The sequence below is a fragment of the Paenibacillus sp. GCM10027626 genome, from assembly GCF_042676285.1.
In the GTDB taxonomy this organism is placed as follows: Bacteria; Bacillota; Bacilli; order Paenibacillales; family Paenibacillaceae; genus Paenibacillus_Z.
The window spans coordinates 276,948-291,670 of record NZ_JBHTHC010000007.1 but is presented as its reverse complement, the minus strand read 5'-3'; the positions used below and the strand labels follow the sequence as shown (position 1 = coordinate 291,670).

The 14,723-nt window shown below is 47.0% G+C and carries 18 protein-coding genes and 1 riboswitch; of the genes, 8 read left to right on the top strand and 10 right to left on the bottom strand.

The features are described from left to right. Nucleotides 1-118: 118 nt before the first annotated feature. The gene (locus tag ACFQ0N_RS16010) at nucleotides 119-763 is read right to left on the bottom strand and encodes a helix-turn-helix transcriptional regulator (RefSeq protein ID WP_379327810.1); all 645 of its coding nucleotides are present in this window, start codon (nucleotides 761-763) and stop codon (nucleotides 119-121) included. 301 nt (nucleotides 764-1,064) lie between these two features. Between ACFQ0N_RS16010 and ACFQ0N_RS16005 the strand changes: the two genes are divergently transcribed. Next, the gene (locus ACFQ0N_RS16005; RefSeq protein ID WP_379327808.1) at nucleotides 1,065-1,613 is read left to right on the top strand and encodes a hypothetical protein; all 549 of its coding nucleotides are present in this window, start codon (nucleotides 1,065-1,067) and stop codon (nucleotides 1,611-1,613) included. A gap of 77 nt (nucleotides 1,614-1,690) precedes the next feature. Here ACFQ0N_RS16005 and ACFQ0N_RS16000 read toward each other — a convergent pair whose 3' ends face one another. The 5 genes from ACFQ0N_RS16000 to ACFQ0N_RS15980 all read right to left on the bottom strand — a co-directional run bounded on the left by ACFQ0N_RS16000 (nucleotide 1,691) and on the right by ACFQ0N_RS15980 (nucleotide 5,150). Then, on the bottom strand, nucleotides 1,691-2,275 hold the full coding sequence (locus ACFQ0N_RS16000) for a GNAT family N-acetyltransferase (RefSeq protein WP_379327806.1): 585 nt from the start codon (nucleotides 2,273-2,275) through the stop codon (nucleotides 1,691-1,693). Between the two features lie 83 nt (nucleotides 2,276-2,358). Further along, complete coding sequence (locus tag ACFQ0N_RS15995; RefSeq protein WP_379327804.1) at nucleotides 2,359-3,306, bottom strand: helix-turn-helix transcriptional regulator; 948 nt, start codon at nucleotides 3,304-3,306, stop codon at nucleotides 2,359-2,361. Then, the gene (locus ACFQ0N_RS15990; RefSeq protein ID WP_379327802.1) at nucleotides 3,303-3,851 is read right to left on the bottom strand and encodes a GNAT family N-acetyltransferase; all 549 of its coding nucleotides are present in this window, start codon (nucleotides 3,849-3,851) and stop codon (nucleotides 3,303-3,305) included. The genes ACFQ0N_RS15995 and ACFQ0N_RS15990 overlap by 4 nt, the downstream gene beginning before the upstream one ends. Before the next feature lie 130 nt (nucleotides 3,852-3,981). Beyond that, complete coding sequence (locus ACFQ0N_RS15985) at nucleotides 3,982-4,431, bottom strand: hypothetical protein (protein ID WP_379327800.1); 450 nt, start codon at nucleotides 4,429-4,431, stop codon at nucleotides 3,982-3,984. A gap of 101 nt (nucleotides 4,432-4,532) precedes the next feature. After that, complete coding sequence (locus tag ACFQ0N_RS15980) at nucleotides 4,533-5,150, bottom strand: HAD-IA family hydrolase (RefSeq protein ID WP_379327798.1); 618 nt, start codon at nucleotides 5,148-5,150, stop codon at nucleotides 4,533-4,535. 112 nt (nucleotides 5,151-5,262) lie between these two features. Here ACFQ0N_RS15980 and ACFQ0N_RS15975 point away from each other — a divergent pair, with 112 nt between their 5' ends. After that, a complete protein-coding gene (locus ACFQ0N_RS15975) occupies nucleotides 5,263-6,273 on the top strand; it encodes a phosphotransferase family protein (protein ID WP_379327796.1) in 1,011 nt (336 codons plus the stop codon). A gap of 35 nt (nucleotides 6,274-6,308) precedes the next feature. On the opposite strand, the gene ACFQ0N_RS15970 is transcribed toward ACFQ0N_RS15975, so the two are convergent. From ACFQ0N_RS15970 to ACFQ0N_RS15960, 3 genes are all read right to left on the bottom strand, one after another. Continuing rightward, on the bottom strand, nucleotides 6,309-6,944 hold the full coding sequence (locus ACFQ0N_RS15970; RefSeq protein ID WP_379327794.1) for a cyclodeaminase/cyclohydrolase family protein: 636 nt from the start codon (nucleotides 6,942-6,944) through the stop codon (nucleotides 6,309-6,311). 2 nt (nucleotides 6,945-6,946) lie between these two features. Further along, on the bottom strand, nucleotides 6,947-7,801 hold the full coding sequence (locus ACFQ0N_RS15965) for a bifunctional 5,10-methylenetetrahydrofolate dehydrogenase/5,10-methenyltetrahydrofolate cyclohydrolase (protein ID WP_379327792.1): 855 nt from the start codon (nucleotides 7,799-7,801) through the stop codon (nucleotides 6,947-6,949). Between the two features lie 72 nt (nucleotides 7,802-7,873). After that, a riboswitch (ZMP/ZTP riboswitch) is annotated at nucleotides 7,874-7,957 on the bottom strand. Between the two features lie 49 nt (nucleotides 7,958-8,006). Next, entirely contained in the window at nucleotides 8,007-8,801 is a 795-nt protein-coding gene (locus tag ACFQ0N_RS15960; RefSeq protein ID WP_379327790.1) for a protein-glutamine gamma-glutamyltransferase, read from the bottom strand. Nucleotides 8,802-8,929: 128 nt separating this feature from the next. Between ACFQ0N_RS15960 and ACFQ0N_RS15955 the strand changes: the two genes are divergently transcribed. From ACFQ0N_RS15955 to bshB2, 4 genes are all read left to right on the top strand, one after another. Beyond that, nucleotides 8,930-9,748, top strand: a complete 819-nt coding sequence (locus ACFQ0N_RS15955; protein WP_379327788.1) for an Hsp33 family molecular chaperone HslO — start codon at nucleotides 8,930-8,932, stop codon at nucleotides 9,746-9,748. Nucleotides 9,749-9,769: 21 nt separating this feature from the next. Further along, on the top strand, nucleotides 9,770-10,534 hold the full coding sequence (locus ACFQ0N_RS15950) for a MerR family transcriptional regulator (protein ID WP_379327786.1): 765 nt from the start codon (nucleotides 9,770-9,772) through the stop codon (nucleotides 10,532-10,534). Between the two features lie 76 nt (nucleotides 10,535-10,610). Further along, nucleotides 10,611-10,955 carry a YojF family protein gene (locus ACFQ0N_RS15945; RefSeq protein WP_379327784.1) on the top strand — a complete coding sequence of 115 codons (345 nt, stop codon included), beginning with the start codon at nucleotides 10,611-10,613 and terminating at the stop codon, nucleotides 10,953-10,955. Nucleotides 10,956-10,978: 23 nt separating this feature from the next. Further along, entirely contained in the window at nucleotides 10,979-11,632 is a 654-nt protein-coding gene (gene bshB2, locus ACFQ0N_RS15940; protein ID WP_379327997.1) for a bacillithiol biosynthesis deacetylase BshB2, read from the top strand. 76 nt (nucleotides 11,633-11,708) lie between these two features. Here bshB2 and ACFQ0N_RS15935 read toward each other — a convergent pair whose 3' ends face one another. Next, nucleotides 11,709-12,365, bottom strand: coding sequence for a hypothetical protein (locus ACFQ0N_RS15935; protein ID WP_379327782.1), 657 nt, complete (start codon nucleotides 12,363-12,365; stop codon nucleotides 11,709-11,711). 164 nt (nucleotides 12,366-12,529) lie between these two features. Here ACFQ0N_RS15935 and ACFQ0N_RS15930 point away from each other — a divergent pair, with 164 nt between their 5' ends. Together ACFQ0N_RS15930 and ACFQ0N_RS15925 are read left to right on the top strand one after the other, a co-directional pair. Beyond that, nucleotides 12,530-13,240, top strand: coding sequence for a response regulator transcription factor (locus ACFQ0N_RS15930; protein ID WP_379327780.1), 711 nt, complete (start codon nucleotides 12,530-12,532; stop codon nucleotides 13,238-13,240). 1 nt (nucleotide 13,241) lies between these two features. Then, the gene (locus tag ACFQ0N_RS15925) at nucleotides 13,242-14,639 is read left to right on the top strand and encodes a sensor histidine kinase (RefSeq protein WP_379327778.1); all 1,398 of its coding nucleotides are present in this window, start codon (nucleotides 13,242-13,244) and stop codon (nucleotides 14,637-14,639) included. Nucleotides 14,640-14,723 lie beyond the last annotated feature (84 nt).

The window sequence follows — 14,723 nt, the reverse complement described above, 5'->3', positions numbered from 1 at the left end:
TGACCGAGTACGTAAGCAGCTTCATCAGGCAAAAGGCGTTCTCTCTCGGAGGGAGCGCCTTTTTGAGGCTGTCGCGGGCCAGGGGCGGACCTCGGCGGACCGTCGTTCATTTCCGCCTCTATTCTTTCTGACGAACCTCATCCAAGTAGCTGTACACGGTTACTTTCGATATTTTCAATGCTTCCGCGACTTTATCAATTGCCCCTTTTATCAGAAATACGCCCTTCTCGTCCATAGAAGCAATGATCTCAATTTTGCGGCTGCGATCCATTTGCTCTGCATCTTCTGATTTCACAATTTGTCCGATAAGTTGGTCGGCAATTTCGCTCACATGACCGAATAGTTCCGTCTCTTCTGCTGTGGTCGGCTCTTCCACATAAGTCAGATCAGCTAAAATCTGCTGCATCTGTTTAAAAGGCTCTATATCGTAATGGATACAGAGCGCGCCAATCACAGCTTGCTCTATATTGCGAATGAGAACCGTTGTAGACTTTAGCGTCCGTCCATCCTCAGTCGTTGTCTTATAGCCCGCTACTACATCGTTATCCAGCTTTTTGGAAAGCAGCACTTGCGTGATCAACTGGTGAAAGGATTGTCCGGCCTCGCGCCCGCTGACATGCGGATTGGCGGCATAAATCACGGAAGATTGCGGAGCCGTCAAGTCATGCAGGACGACTTCGCATTGTTGTCCGAATGTTTGGGCGATTCCATCGGCGAGCGGAATATAGCTCATTAAAATTTCTCTTGCGCTATGACTTGACATTTTTTGTCCCACCTCTTTACTAGTATATAAAAATTTACACATAGATTCAAATTGTATATAATAAAATATATAGAAAACAGATTTTTAGCTAGGTTTTCGACAAAAAATCAGCATTTTGTATAAAAAATTATATAAGACGAGCATTATCGGGCAGACCATGCTGGAAGAGTGATCTCTATGTCGTTTATTGCACTTAGGGATATATATGGCGGGAAACGGCAACGATATGGAGATATAGAGCTGCGGTGCCAATCTATGTAATGAGCAATCATCTGTGCTGAATATAAGGGAGGTAATTGAAGTGACCAAAAGACGGATGAATTTGCTAGGAGCTGCCATTGCTTTTAGTATTGTCACCATTGCCATTACTGCTGGCGTGATTTGGATCCAGGCTGATCGCCTGCATGCTGTGCAGACGATGACGGATGAAGAGCCGGGCAAAGCCGCCGACCTTACAGAGCTGCTTCAAGATTTGCCGCCCAAGCTGGATTATGTCCGGACTAGCGAAGCCGTCAATGAATGGTATTCAGAGCCGCATGGCCCGATTACGCTCGACCATTATGGGACAATTGCCAGCGAAGAACTGGAGCCGCCTGACACCGTAGCGGAGCTGCTTGCAGAGCTGCTCAAAATGTATGTAGGGGAGGCGCCTTTCACCAAAAAAAGAGCAGCTTCGATCGAGTATTATGCAGGGCGTGAACCGCTAGCCTCTATGCTGGGATCGGTCAATGCTGCGCTGCCATTTCCATTACTTTCGGAGGATGAAAATGAAGACGCGCGTATAGCCAGTGTCCAGAATAGTTATACTGCTTTGCGCGATTATATTGCGCTTGCGGCGAAAGTCTCATGAAGCAAAAAAGAGGAAGCCCGCACAATGGTGTGCGCAAGCTTCCTCATTCTTTCGATGAGAGGCACTAGAGCCAGGCTCTAAAATTCAATCCCCCGAACCTTGGCAAAGACCAGCGTATCCTGGAGCAAGCCCTCCGGATCACAGTGATCGCGGCGCAAGGTGCCTTCAAGCGTAAATTGCAGCCGCTCCGCAACGAGCGCACTGCGAACATTGCGGGCGTCGCAGCGAATTTCAATTCGATTGGCCTGCAGCTGATCAATGGCAAACTGGCTGATTGCTTCGACCGCTTCTGTTATAAACCCCTGTCTGCTGCAGCTTGTCCGCACCCAATAGCCGATTTCAAATTTTCGCGCTTGCCAATCGATTCTATGTAAGCCGCTGCTGCCAATGAAATGGGCGTCATTCTTGTGGAATAAGAGCAACCTAAGATCAGAGCGTTCCATAAACTGAAGTTGGGATCGGCGGATGTTCAATTCAGATTGCTCGATCGTAGGCATGGTCTGAGCCCACGGCATCCAACACCGCAACTCCTCTGCGCTTTCTTTCATTGCTTCGTTTACAGCAGCGCCATCGCCGGGAAGCGGGGCGCGTATAAGCAAGCGATCGCTTTCAAAGCTTTCCGGTATAGGTAATAACATTGGGTTAATCGGATCCAGGCCCATCTACTCAGCTCCCTCTGCTATTTGAAACTTATCTTAACATAATATGGGCTGCCTTTGTCTAGATGTTATACAACATTTGCCGCTCACTCGTACATTTCAAGGATTGAACGGGCGGCAGCTTGTACTTGCGAGCGAAACTCTTCAGGGAATATCACTTCGACAGCTGAAGCAAATTTAAGGACAGTTTCACAGCCATATTCCAGCGTGGCAAAATCGATCGTCGCCTCAATCCAGTCAGCCTCGGATAATGCAACATCCTGGATTGTAATGAAGCGTTCCTGCTTAAAACGGCCTAGCATCGCCCGCTTCATGCGAATTTTAGCCACATAATGGGGCAGATTTTGCTTGAACTGTTTTGTGGACTGCTCCCAATATTCAGCCAGATTGAAATTCGCCGGAAATTGAGCATGTTCTTCAATCATCTCGGCATATAGGATGCGCGCCACACGATACGTACGGATGACGCCGTCTTTTGCAGCAACTAAATACCAGATTGAACGCTTGGCAACCAAGCCCAGTGGGTGAACGGTGCGGACGGCGGTTTCTTGTTCCTTCTTATAATGGATGCATAACTGCAGTTCAGCCATTGTTGCTTCTTGAATTAACGTTAAATAGGGGCATGCTTCATTTGCTTGGTGCCACCCGGCACCGTCGATATGAATCTTCCGCTGAATGAGCTCGGCATTCTGTCTCATAGCAGCGGGAGAAGCTGCCAGCAATTTCTGGAGAGCCATATCAAAGTGCCGCTTAATACCGAGGTCGGCGAGCAGTTCGGGATGCGCCGAGATGATTAATGACATAAGCTCCTCTGTCTTCATCCCTGTCAATCTCGTGCGATAGCCCTCAGCCAGCAGCCATCCGCCAGTATTGCCGCGTTCTGCATAAACAGGGATGCCTGACATGCTGAGCGCTTCCATATCACGCATGATCGTGCGCTCCGACACTTCCAATCTCGCCGCCAATTCCTTGGCAGACACTTTTCCCTCATTTTGCAGATATAATAATATGGCAATCATCCTGTCGGCTTTCAATTGTTCAACATCTCCTTGTGATAGGCAGTATGGAACAGAACATGCTTTTTTAACGGACTGTCGTTTTCTACTTTGGGATGGTCAAAATATTTGACAAAATGCATGCCGCTTTTCATCATAACGTTTTTCGACGGTTCATTAATATCAGCTGTGAAGCTGTATACATCATGAAAGCCCAGTTCAGTAAAACCGTATTGCAAGCAGGCTTTTGCACCCTCCGTTGCATAGCCTTTCCCCCAAGCCTCTTTTTTGAGCCGCCATCCAATTTCGATACATGGTGTAAAGTCTGCTTCAAATGTTGCCCTGTGAAACCCGATAAATCCGATGAACGCTTTACTTTCCTTTTCTTCTACGGCGTACAGACCAAAACCGTATTCAATAAATTCAGCCAAAATGGATGTATAGAACAGTTGCGTCTCGTCAGTCGATAACGTTTTTGGAAAATAAGCCATCACCGCATCGTCTGCATTCATTTGGCAAAATGGTTTCAGATCAGCTTCCTTCCAGTCGCGTAATTGCAGCCTCTTTGTTTCAATATAAATCATTATTGCACCTCCGAAGCTTTTCTTAGTGTTGTTAATTCATCCTATCAGAGCTTGGTTCAACTATGCAACAAGCCGGAAGACATAAAAATAGGGCTGAACGCGGTTAAGCCGCGATCGCCCTTATCTGAAATCAATTGCGATGAAGACGTTCAAAAGAATAAATCGTTACTAGCGCTCCCCATACAGCCAGCGCGAGCAGTACACAATGGAGTGAAAAGGCGATTACACTGGACCAGGAGAAAACAAAGGCACCGACATAGATCCACCAGAAGAGTGGAGGAAGCTGAGCAATTGTGAGCAGAAATGCGGCAATCAGAAATGCGCTAAGCAGAAGACGCTGAAAAAGGACAGCGCGTGACAGATAGGTCAAGAAGGAACCTGCAAGAATAGCCATGCCGCCAAAAACAGCATAATTCGCCCATAGCTCCGCGGCTTCCCGGCCTTCGATCAGCTCTGGACCGAGTCCGGCAATCGGCAAAGAAAAATGAATTAAAGAGGGCATATATAAAATACCGACAATAACAGACATCACCGCAGTCGCCCGGATAAGTATCGTATTGCTGACTTTTGTCAAAAGCATGCTGTCCACTCCTTGCATTAAGGATTCTATGGCATTAGACGGGTGAGTCAGCGATATTGTTTCAATAAAACAGTAGGATTGCGCTGGTAATTGTAACCGGTTTATCGGCATGCTAAATAGTCCTCCACTTGGGCAATCCATGCCCCCTGTGAATCCGCAAGCAATGTCCTCCAGCCGAGAGCCGTAGCCTGGTTCATATTTTTTTCCTGATCGTCAACAAATAATACGTTGTTATTTTGAAGATGAGCCTGAACTTCTTGGAAAATAGCAAGATTTGGCTTCGTTGTTCCGGATTGGCTCGAAATAGTGATGCTTGAAATAAAACTGCTGACCGGTTCGATTAAAGGCATCACCCACTCTATACGATGATTGCTTAAAAGATGGATGTCGGCTGTTAAGCTCCAGGCTTCAAGATGTCTCATGGCAGGCAGCGGGCTAAGGTTAGTCCGCAATAGTTGCTGAGCAGCAATGTGATCAATCGAAAACTCCGTGTGCAGCCAGTCCCAAAAATCATCTACTCGTATCACGCCTGTCCATAACGCTTGCTTAATCTCCAATTTGAAACGCTCTGTAACCGTATGTGCCGAGACGCCGGAGATCGCAGCTATTTGCTGCCAAAACATTGGCGACAGGTTTGTAATCAGCACGCCGCCAATATCAAGTATCAGTTGTGGCTTTGGAAGCATCGAGACCCTCATTTCTTTCATTCTTTCTTTCATTGTAATTGGATCGCCATTAACAATCCAGTTAAAGGGTTGTAAAATAAACCATGAGGGGACGAATATGTTCATACTAAGTTAACAGAGCCTTAGCGAAAGGGAGTGGAGTAGCGTGAATCTTCATTCAAGGATCTATCAGGATTTAACGGAAGAGATGATAAAGGAGATTGTCAGGCATCATTTCGGCGTATCCTCCTCCGTGGAGGCGATTCCCTTAAAGGGCGGGCTATTCAATACAACCTACAAATTAATTTTTCACTCATCTAACCGCGAACTTGTGCTAAGAGCCGGACCCGTAAACAGACACTTGCTGCTGCCTTTCGAGCATGATTTAATGTCAGCAGAACGGCGCGTATATGATTTGCTCACACAGAAGGGAATCCCATGTCCCAAAGTAATCGTTTGTGATACGACAAAATTAATGATAGACAGAGACTATATGATTACGGAATACCTGCCTAGCACCCCGCTATCAGACCCCTCCATACCGGAAGCAAGTCAAACAAAACTATTGGAAGAAACAGGGGAATGGATCGCACAAATGCACGCGATTACTGGCAATAAATTTGGCAGAATGGCACCAGATGCTTGTGATGGTTCAGATGTTGATTGGTGGTCATTTTTGTGCAAGCATGTGCAGGATGTAAGTACACAATGCGCAAAATTCGATGTGTTTGATGAACAGACGATAAATAGAGTCACTCAGCTATTTGAACAAAATAGCTGGCTCTATCGTTCCGTAAACCGGCCGCATCTAATCCATACCGATTTATGGGCGGGCAATGTGCTCGTACAGCAGCTTGAAGGCACAGATCGCCACAAAGTGGCGGCTATCATTGATGCAGATCGGGTGATATGGGGAGATACCGATTATGAGTTTGCCAGTCCGTGGATGATGAATGAGCATTTTTTCAAGGGCTACGGCGAAATGCGCGGCGACGAGACCACCATCCGTCAGCTCAAATTGGATACATATAGACTGCACTGCAGCTACACAGAGGCTTATATTTGGCAGGTACAATATGCCACTCCGGAGGAGTTTGAGCAATGTAAGAGACGTATTTTTGAATTGCTTGACACAATCGAGCCGCGTTTGCAGCAGCGTAACAATGTCGAGTGGTAAGACCTGCTACGCTGCTTGTTATATCGGTTTAAGTGCTAATTCCCAATACGGCTGCGAGTCGTCTGCACTACCTGCTCTTTTAACTCGCCGATCTCATGGAGCAGCAAGCGCAGGTTGTCGGAATACTGCTGCTTCAGCTCCATATCTTGAATTGATGCCAGATTGATTTCGGCCGTCAGGGCGGCTGATTGTGCCGCTGAATCCAGTAGAATCGCTCCAATGCCGAGGTCTGAAATAACCTGCTTATTGGCTGCATCAGCAATTTGGCAGGTGTGAAATAACCCTTCTTTACACAGCGTGACCAGCTGCATTGGAACATCAGTCGCATTTATGACCGCTTTCTGCAAAGTTTGTTTGCGGAGCAGCTTTTCTGCCTCTGTATCCTTGGGAAGCTTTAATATACTCATATAGACTTGAAATAAAGTCATATCTGCAATCATTAGTTGTTCACTGCGGGTTATAATCAAATTCATTTTGTCGACAGTATCGGACATTAACTGTCTGCATGAGGCGAATTTTTCTCCCTGAGAGAGGTTGCCGACCATCGAGGTCATTGCCGCTCCTAGCGCGGCTGCAAGCGCGGCGACACTTCCGCCGCCAGGAGTAGGATTTGCGCTCCCGGCTTGAGTTATAAATGTCTGTATAGAATCATTCCAGGTTACATTTTGCATTTTCAGCTCACCTCCCCGGTTTGGATAGAGATGGCCTTCATTAAATTCTCATACAGCAGTGCGGTAGTCAAAGTACCAACGCCGCCCGGAACAGGCGATAGAGCTTTAACGTAACCGATAAGGCTCGCTGCCGTATCGCCAACAATTTTGCCATTGTCCAGCTCGTTAATACCGGCATCGATGATGACTAGATCAGGGTGAACCATCTCCTGTGTGATCATGCCGGGACATCCAGCCGCGGCAAATGCAATATCAGCATGTTTCAAATGATAGGCAAGATCAGGAGTGCGGGAGTGACAGACGGTTACTGTAGCTTGCTCTCTTTGCAATAAATGAAAGAGCGGCAGGCCGACAGTTTGACCGCGTCCGACTAAAGTGACATTGGCACCGTTCAGGCTGTATCCATAGTGCTTAACAAGCTGTATGCACGCTTGCGGAGTAGCCGGATAGAGACCAAGCTCCCCAGTAATGGTGGCCAGCTTGTTGTCAGGCGTAACGCCGTCAATGTCTTTCATGGGGATGATGGCTTTGGCTATTATGTTAGTTGAGAGATGTGGAGGAAGAGGCAGCTCCAGCATAATGCCGTGCACCGCCGAATTGGCATTTAACTGTCTAATCAACTGTAGCACATCATTGTCTGTGACCGTTGCTGCAAAACGGTGAAGCTGAAACTCGATTCCCAGCTTGGCAGCGATTTTTTGCTTGGCTAGAGCATAGTAGGCCGATGCCGGATCACCGTCGATAAGGATTGTATCCAGCCGCGGCTGAATGCCTTGTTTTTTCAAGACGTTTACCTTCGTACAGATTTCCGCATAGACCACATCTGCTGCTTCTCTTGCTTTCATCATTATCGTCATATTTCTCATCCTCCCTGTTCATAACGAAAAAAAGTACCCGCATGCTACTCGTTAAAAACGAGCAACTCGCAGCTACTTTTCCCAGGCGAACGGACCGTACAACTGTATGCTTCCCCGTGGTTAATTCCACTGTCATCGCCAGTAACATACAGTGCTATGATTTTATTGATAATAGTAGCAGATTTTGTTGGAGAAGAAAAGCCATTTAATCAATATATATTCGCCGCAAGTACAAAAAGCGTGTACTTAATTTGGCGGCCGCCGGCAGTTCAATCTTCTGCAAATAATCAAAATCAGGATGCTCGATCAAGTCAGTCAGGTAAGCGGAAGTGGAGCTGCCGGGGATTCGATGGCGATTAAGATAAGCGATCATTTGCGACGCTGTATGGATGCCGATGCCATGCCCAAAGTAGAGATTATCTGCCAGTAAAATAACGTTCTCACCCTGCCATTCCGGCGTCTTAGTGTTGTAATCGGGATTTTTGAAATAAAGAACATCTCCCGGTACCGCTTCCTCATTGTCCATGTTCGCAATGAGTTGAAGGTTGTTATCATAGTTCCAGTCATATAACAGCAAATGATTGAAATAAGCATTGAAAACATCATCCCCAAGCGAATCCAAGGCTGCCTTATATAAAATGATTACCATTGCTGTCGCGCACTCAAATGCGTACAGGGCCCCCTGCCTGAAAATGTCGCGGATCGCCTCCGAGCTCGCTGCATTATGCTTTTGCTTCAGCCCCCCTTGCGAGGTTCTTTCCCAATATTGTTCATTGCCCTTCGTATTGTTGAAGGTGGCGAAGCTGGCGTCACTAATGAAAAGCGCCTTGGCGGCGGCTACAGTGTTACTCCTCATTTTCAATTCAAATAGAAGAGCATAGAGTGAGTCATAGTGATAAATCTCCGAGCTATTTTGTTTTTTGTGTAAGATCAGCTTTTCCATTCCCGAAAGAGAGGAAAGATCTGTCCTGTTCAAGTCTACACCTGTAATCCGGATCATGATGTCCCTCCAACAACTGTGTCCAGCAATTGTTAAGTTAGTATATGGGGAAATTCAAGAATTGGTGTTAACAGACTTGAACCTGACGTTGCGTGAGGTTGTATGATGGGGCTATGGAGGGAGAACGAATGAAAACGAAGTTAATGAAGCTGCTAACAAAAGACAGACAGGCGAGAATTTTCGTGCTGGATAACACGCGATTAATTCATGAAATGCTGCGGGAGCAGCAATTGGATCCAGTAAGCAAGGAGGCACTGTCGACCGCTTTTACGTTATCGAGTCTGATGGTGGGACTGTTAAAGGATGATCAGCGGCTAAGCGTCCGTATCAATATGTCTGAGCGATCGCAGTATATTCATTGCGATGTGGATTTTACCGGAAATGTGAGGGGATATGCAAGCGATGCTTTGCTCGCCTACACCGATCAGGTAGGGGGGCTCGCGGAGTTGATCGGTCCTAAGGGATTTATTAAAATAACAAAAGATATCGGAATGGGCGCGATGTTCACCGGGTTTGTAGATATGCCCTATCAGAATATAGTCCACGATTTTTCCCATTATTTTCTGCAAAGCGAGCAACTGGAGACTGCATTTCGCTACTATTATGGCGACGGGCCAGACACATGCTACAGCCGGGGGATTTTAGTGCAGCCGCTGCCCTTTGCGGAAGCCGGATTGCTGGGAAGATGGACGGATTGGTTTGATCGCAAAGGACACTCATTTCGAACGGAAGATTTGTACCCCACGGCCGATTTGGTAGAGGAGAAAGCAATTCATTTGTACTGCGGCTGTTCTAAAGCGATGTTTTTCGGACTGCTGTTAAGTCTAGGGCAGGAAGAACTGGAGCGAATAATTGAACAGCAGCAAGCTGTGGAGGTTGGTTGCAGCGTCTGCGGCAAAAAATATCGCTATGATCATTTAGACATCTCATCACTGTTGACAGGTTAAAAAAAGAGGAGGCAGGCGGAAATGGAGAAACAGCTCATGAAAATAGGAGATCTGGCGAAGCTGGTTCATGTGACCGTCAGAACCTTGCATCATTATCATCAGATCGGATTGTTGATCCCTGGCCATATGACCCGTTCCGGACATCGTTTATACGATGAAGACGATATTCAGAAGCTTTATCATATTATAACGCTCAAAGATTTTGGCTTCAGTTTGGAAGAGATTCGCGATGTCCTCCATTCTGTTCATGTCGATCCGACGTTATTAATCGATCTTCAATTGCAAAAAGCGACTGAGCTTCTGGAGCGGCAGCAAGCGCTGTGCCAGCGGCTGAAAACCGTTCAGGATGTGCTGGCGCTGGAAAAAAACGCATCACTTGACGATTTGATAGAAATTATTGTAATGATGCAATATCAGACTAAGAAATATTTAACGGGCGACAAGATTGAGGAGTTAAAGAGCTATTACGCTTCCATGCCGCTTGATCAAGTGAAGCGGATGAAACAGGAGTGGAATCAATTCATTAAGGAACTGGCCCGCTGTTATAAGGAAAACAGGCCGCTAGATTCTGCTGACGTTCGGGCGCTTACCGATTACTGGCGCCAATTTTTACAATTGTCGGCGAATAGCGACGAGGAGGTTATCGCAGCCGGACATCGATTTCATGCCGAAAACAAGGATATTCCGCTTCATTATGGGCTGACACCTGAGTTGTTTGGGTATTTGGATCAAGCGTTAAAGGCAAGCGGCGAAGCGGCAGGTGAAAGCGCCCATTTTTACAAATGAAAAAATTCTGGTATCATTGTAATCATATCGATTGAATACGAGCTAGAGCAGAGAGCTCAGATTTGGGGTGATCAGGATGCAGTTAATCAATCCAACAGAAATCCAGCGAAGAATCGATCTGCTGAAAGATCAGGATTTATACATCCATCTGGAGATGACGACAGGTGCGTATGCCGCTCATTTCGATACCACGAAGCATCCGGCGGCAACGTTTATTACAAATGCGCTCATACGCTATTCTCACGGGAAAATTTCCGAGAGCTCGCCATTCCGCATTGGTCTTAAGATGGCACACGGGTGGGTTTATTCGGAAGGGCTGACCCATTATGAAGAAAGTGAGCCAGAGCGTCTAATTCTTGCAGGACATGATAGCCAAGGCAAGCTTGTTGTAGCGCTGCAATTAAGCCGGGAGCCATTCTAATGGGAAAGGAGCTGTTGCCGATGTTGGAACGTCATGTATTAGTCGTATTTCCGCACCCTGATGACGAGGCGTTCGGCGTGGCCGGCACGCTGGCTAAACATGTGAGCGAAGGGACGCCTGTCACTTATGCCTGTCTGACGCTGGGCGAGATGGGACGGAATATGGGATTTCCTCCCTTCACCAATCGGGTATCACTGCCGGCCATCCGCAAGCGGGAGCTGGAGGATTCTTGCCGGGCAATTGGAATTAAGGACTTGCGAATGCTTGGATTTCATGACAAAACGATCGAATTTGAGGAGCCGGAAGTGCTGGAGGGCAGGATTGCAGCATTGGTTGAGGAGCTGAAGCCGTCGCTCGTCATTACTTTTTATCCCGGTTATGCGGTTCATCCGGATCATGACGCCTGCGGCGCCGCCGTTATTCGGGTGATCGGCCGACTGCCGGAGGAGCAGCGGCCAACCGTTCATTGCGTTGCTTTTGCCAATAATCATGAGCAAGCGATCGGGAAGGCCGATGTTATTCGCGACGTTACGCCTTTTGTAAAGCAAAAGATGGCTTCTATCAAATCGCATCGATCCCAGTTTCAAGCTGCCGAACTGCTTGGGAGCAAGGAGTTTACGAATTCTGAGATTAAGAAGCGCTTCGGAACAGAAAGATTTTGGACATACCGCTTCTAGCTTTAGCAAGTCGCTGCCTATCACGTATAAAAAGAACGGACACCTCTTATTTATCTCTCGGGTGTCCGTTCTTTTATTAAGATTTCGTCAATGAGGCGAATTCCTGCTTGTATTGATCCAGCAAAGCAGCCAGCCTTGTTTTGATTTCCGCGGCATCGGCATCCTTAGCATTTACAGCCTCAGATAATGCGATCTGTGCTTCGATGAACGGTGAGGCAATTTTCGGCGGCTTGGCTGCAGCGATTGCTTCGATTTTAAGAGAAGCTTCAGGAGCAACGTCCCCGTTCCCTGATACATGCTTTACTTTTACAAGCTGGGTATTGACCGGCAAAGGCGCCATATTCAGCTCCTCAACCTTGTGCTCCTTACTCCGGCTGGCGATCTTATCTCCAGTTTCAATCGTTGCTGCAATAGAGCTGACAGTCGCGCTTGCTGCTCCAATCTCTCCAGGTACATCCTCACGCTTTAGCATTACTTTTTTCAGCTGAGTGACAGCGCCCTTCTCACTTCCGGTCAGCTTTTGGTAGGCGGCTAATGTTTTTTCCCAATCTGCGACCGTGTCAGGCGCATATTTTTTGGCGATTTCCAGCGGATCTGTAAACTGATATACAACCGCTTTTGCTGGCAGGGCTTGAACGGCGGACACTGGCGGAGCTGCATTGGCGCTGACGGGTACAGCAACAGCAGATAGCAGCAGGGCGGACAGAGCGATGTTTTTCAATTTGTAGTTCATAAAGGTTAACTCTCCTTTTGTGTGGTGTGTCTTACAGCAATAACTTTACTGGGCAAGTGTGGCACAGATTTGGTGGAATTGTGGAAAAACGATGGCAGAAGAGATGGATAACGGCTCTCTCTGGTATACTTTCGATAGAAGAAAGCCGGGAGGTATATTTTGCAATGAATGAACAAGCATTGATCGCAATCGTAGATGACGATGATCATATAAGAACTTTACTTCAAGCTTATTTGCATAAAGAAAATTTTCGCACGATTGGTTTGTCAACCGCAGAGGATGCCTGGGTATTGGCTCAGACGAATCCCCCGGCTTTGTGGATTTTGGACATTATGCTGCCGGGAATGGACGGCTATGAGCTTTGCAGGCGGATCAGGGAAAAGGGAGAAGTGCCGATAGTCATGATCTCGGCCAAGGATGATGAAGTAGATAAAATACTGGGGCTTGAGTTGGGAAGTGATGATTATATGGTCAAGCCGTTCAGTCCGCGCGAACTGGTCGCCCGGGTGAAACGCCAATTGGAACGATGGATGAAAGTGAATGGCGGTGACCGGCGATTTACAGAAAGTAATGGCGACGAGCTGATTGCTGTTGGCGCCTTGCAGCTGAATGTTCTGGAGCGCCGTATTTTTTGGCAGCATGCTGAAATCGATTTGACCAGCAAGGAATATGAAATGGTAAAAGTGTTGGCTAGTCACCCGAATCGGGCGTTTACTCGCGATGAATTGCTTACTCATGTGTGGGGTGATGACTATTTTGGCAGCGATCGCGCTGTAGATCATCTCATTAAGCGGATTCGCAAAAAGATAGATTTGCCGATTGAGGCTGTGTGGGGGCATGGTTATCGGATGCGAATCGAGAAGGGGGACGCATAAGATGAAGCTGGTGCATCAAATAAACTTGGCATTTGCATTAGCGCTTGTGCTGGTGCTTTCGATTACAGGCGTAATTATCCATTATGTACTGCTGGATCATTTTATTGGGACACAGAAGGCGGATTTGAAATCTATAAGCGCCGCTATGTCGGCTACTTTGGTAGAAGCCGATGCCCAAACCATTCGGCCTGAGATTGCTTTACCGGCTGCTCCTAAAAAAGAAATGGTAAAAGAAATGGCCGCCGCCCGCTATAACGATATTCAGGCAATCATAACGGATGAGCAGGGCAATGTTATTAACGACAATCAGCTCAAATCTGGAGTGTTTGCACATACGGCAAAAGCGGCCGATGAGATCGTGGCTACGCCTGCATCGATGCAAAAAATTTGGGAAGGCGATGATCCGCGTTATGTAGTCAATATTAGTTCAATCCCCAGTGGGACACTTACGCTGCTTAGTCCAATAAGTAAAATTCAAGAAATTGAAAGAGCGCTGCTGGGACGGCTCATTCTCGTTATCGTTCTTGTTGGGGTCATTATGTTTCTCATCAGCTGGTTCATAACAAAAAGATTGATTAAGCCTTTGATGAATTTACAGCAGGAATTGAAAAAGGTGAAGTCACGCCATTTTACCGATGTCCAGCTTGTAAACGCCAGCGGAGAAATCGGCAGCGTCGCGCACACTGTATTTGAGATGGCCCAGGAATTAAATCAATTTAATAAGGTGCAGAAGCAATTTTTCCAAAATGCCTCACATGAATTGAAGACGCCGATTATGTCGATTTCAGGGTACGCCGAAGGAATCCGGGATGGCATATTTGAAGGGGATGGCGTGCGCAAAGGGCTTGACGTTATTCTATATGAAAGCAAGCGGCTTGGAGACATTGTAACGGAAATGACGTTATTGGCGAAGCTCGATAGCGAGGAGGATATTTTCCGGCCATCAGAAGTAGTACTGCCCGAATTGCTGACTGAGGCGCATGAACGCGTTAATCCGCTGCTGGTCAAAAAAAATTTACAATTAAAAATAGGTTGCGATGATGATCCGCGGCTGACGATTATGGCAGATAAAGACAAACTGATGCAAGCTGTGTTAAACGTCATTATGAATGCAGTGCGACATGCTGCGCATACAATTGAGATTAGTGCTCTTGTGGAGGATGGGAGGATTGTAATGCGGGTTATGGATGATGGCCTCGGCATCCCGTATGAACTCCTTCCTACGGTATTTCATCGTTTCGTTAAAGGCAAGGATGGCGAATCCGGACTTGGCCTGGCCATATCGCGGGCAATTGTCGAGCGCTGCGGCGGCATGATCAAAGCGGAAAATCGCCCTGAGGGGGGAGCAGTCGTTTCCTTCAGCTTTCCAGTTTCCAAAAGCAGGAAGATGCATGAATAGTGTCGAAATTTAGGGAGAGAGAAAAAATGGCTGGTTTGGAGGATTAATGAATAAATTACGGCTTGTCGTTATTGTACTGGCGTT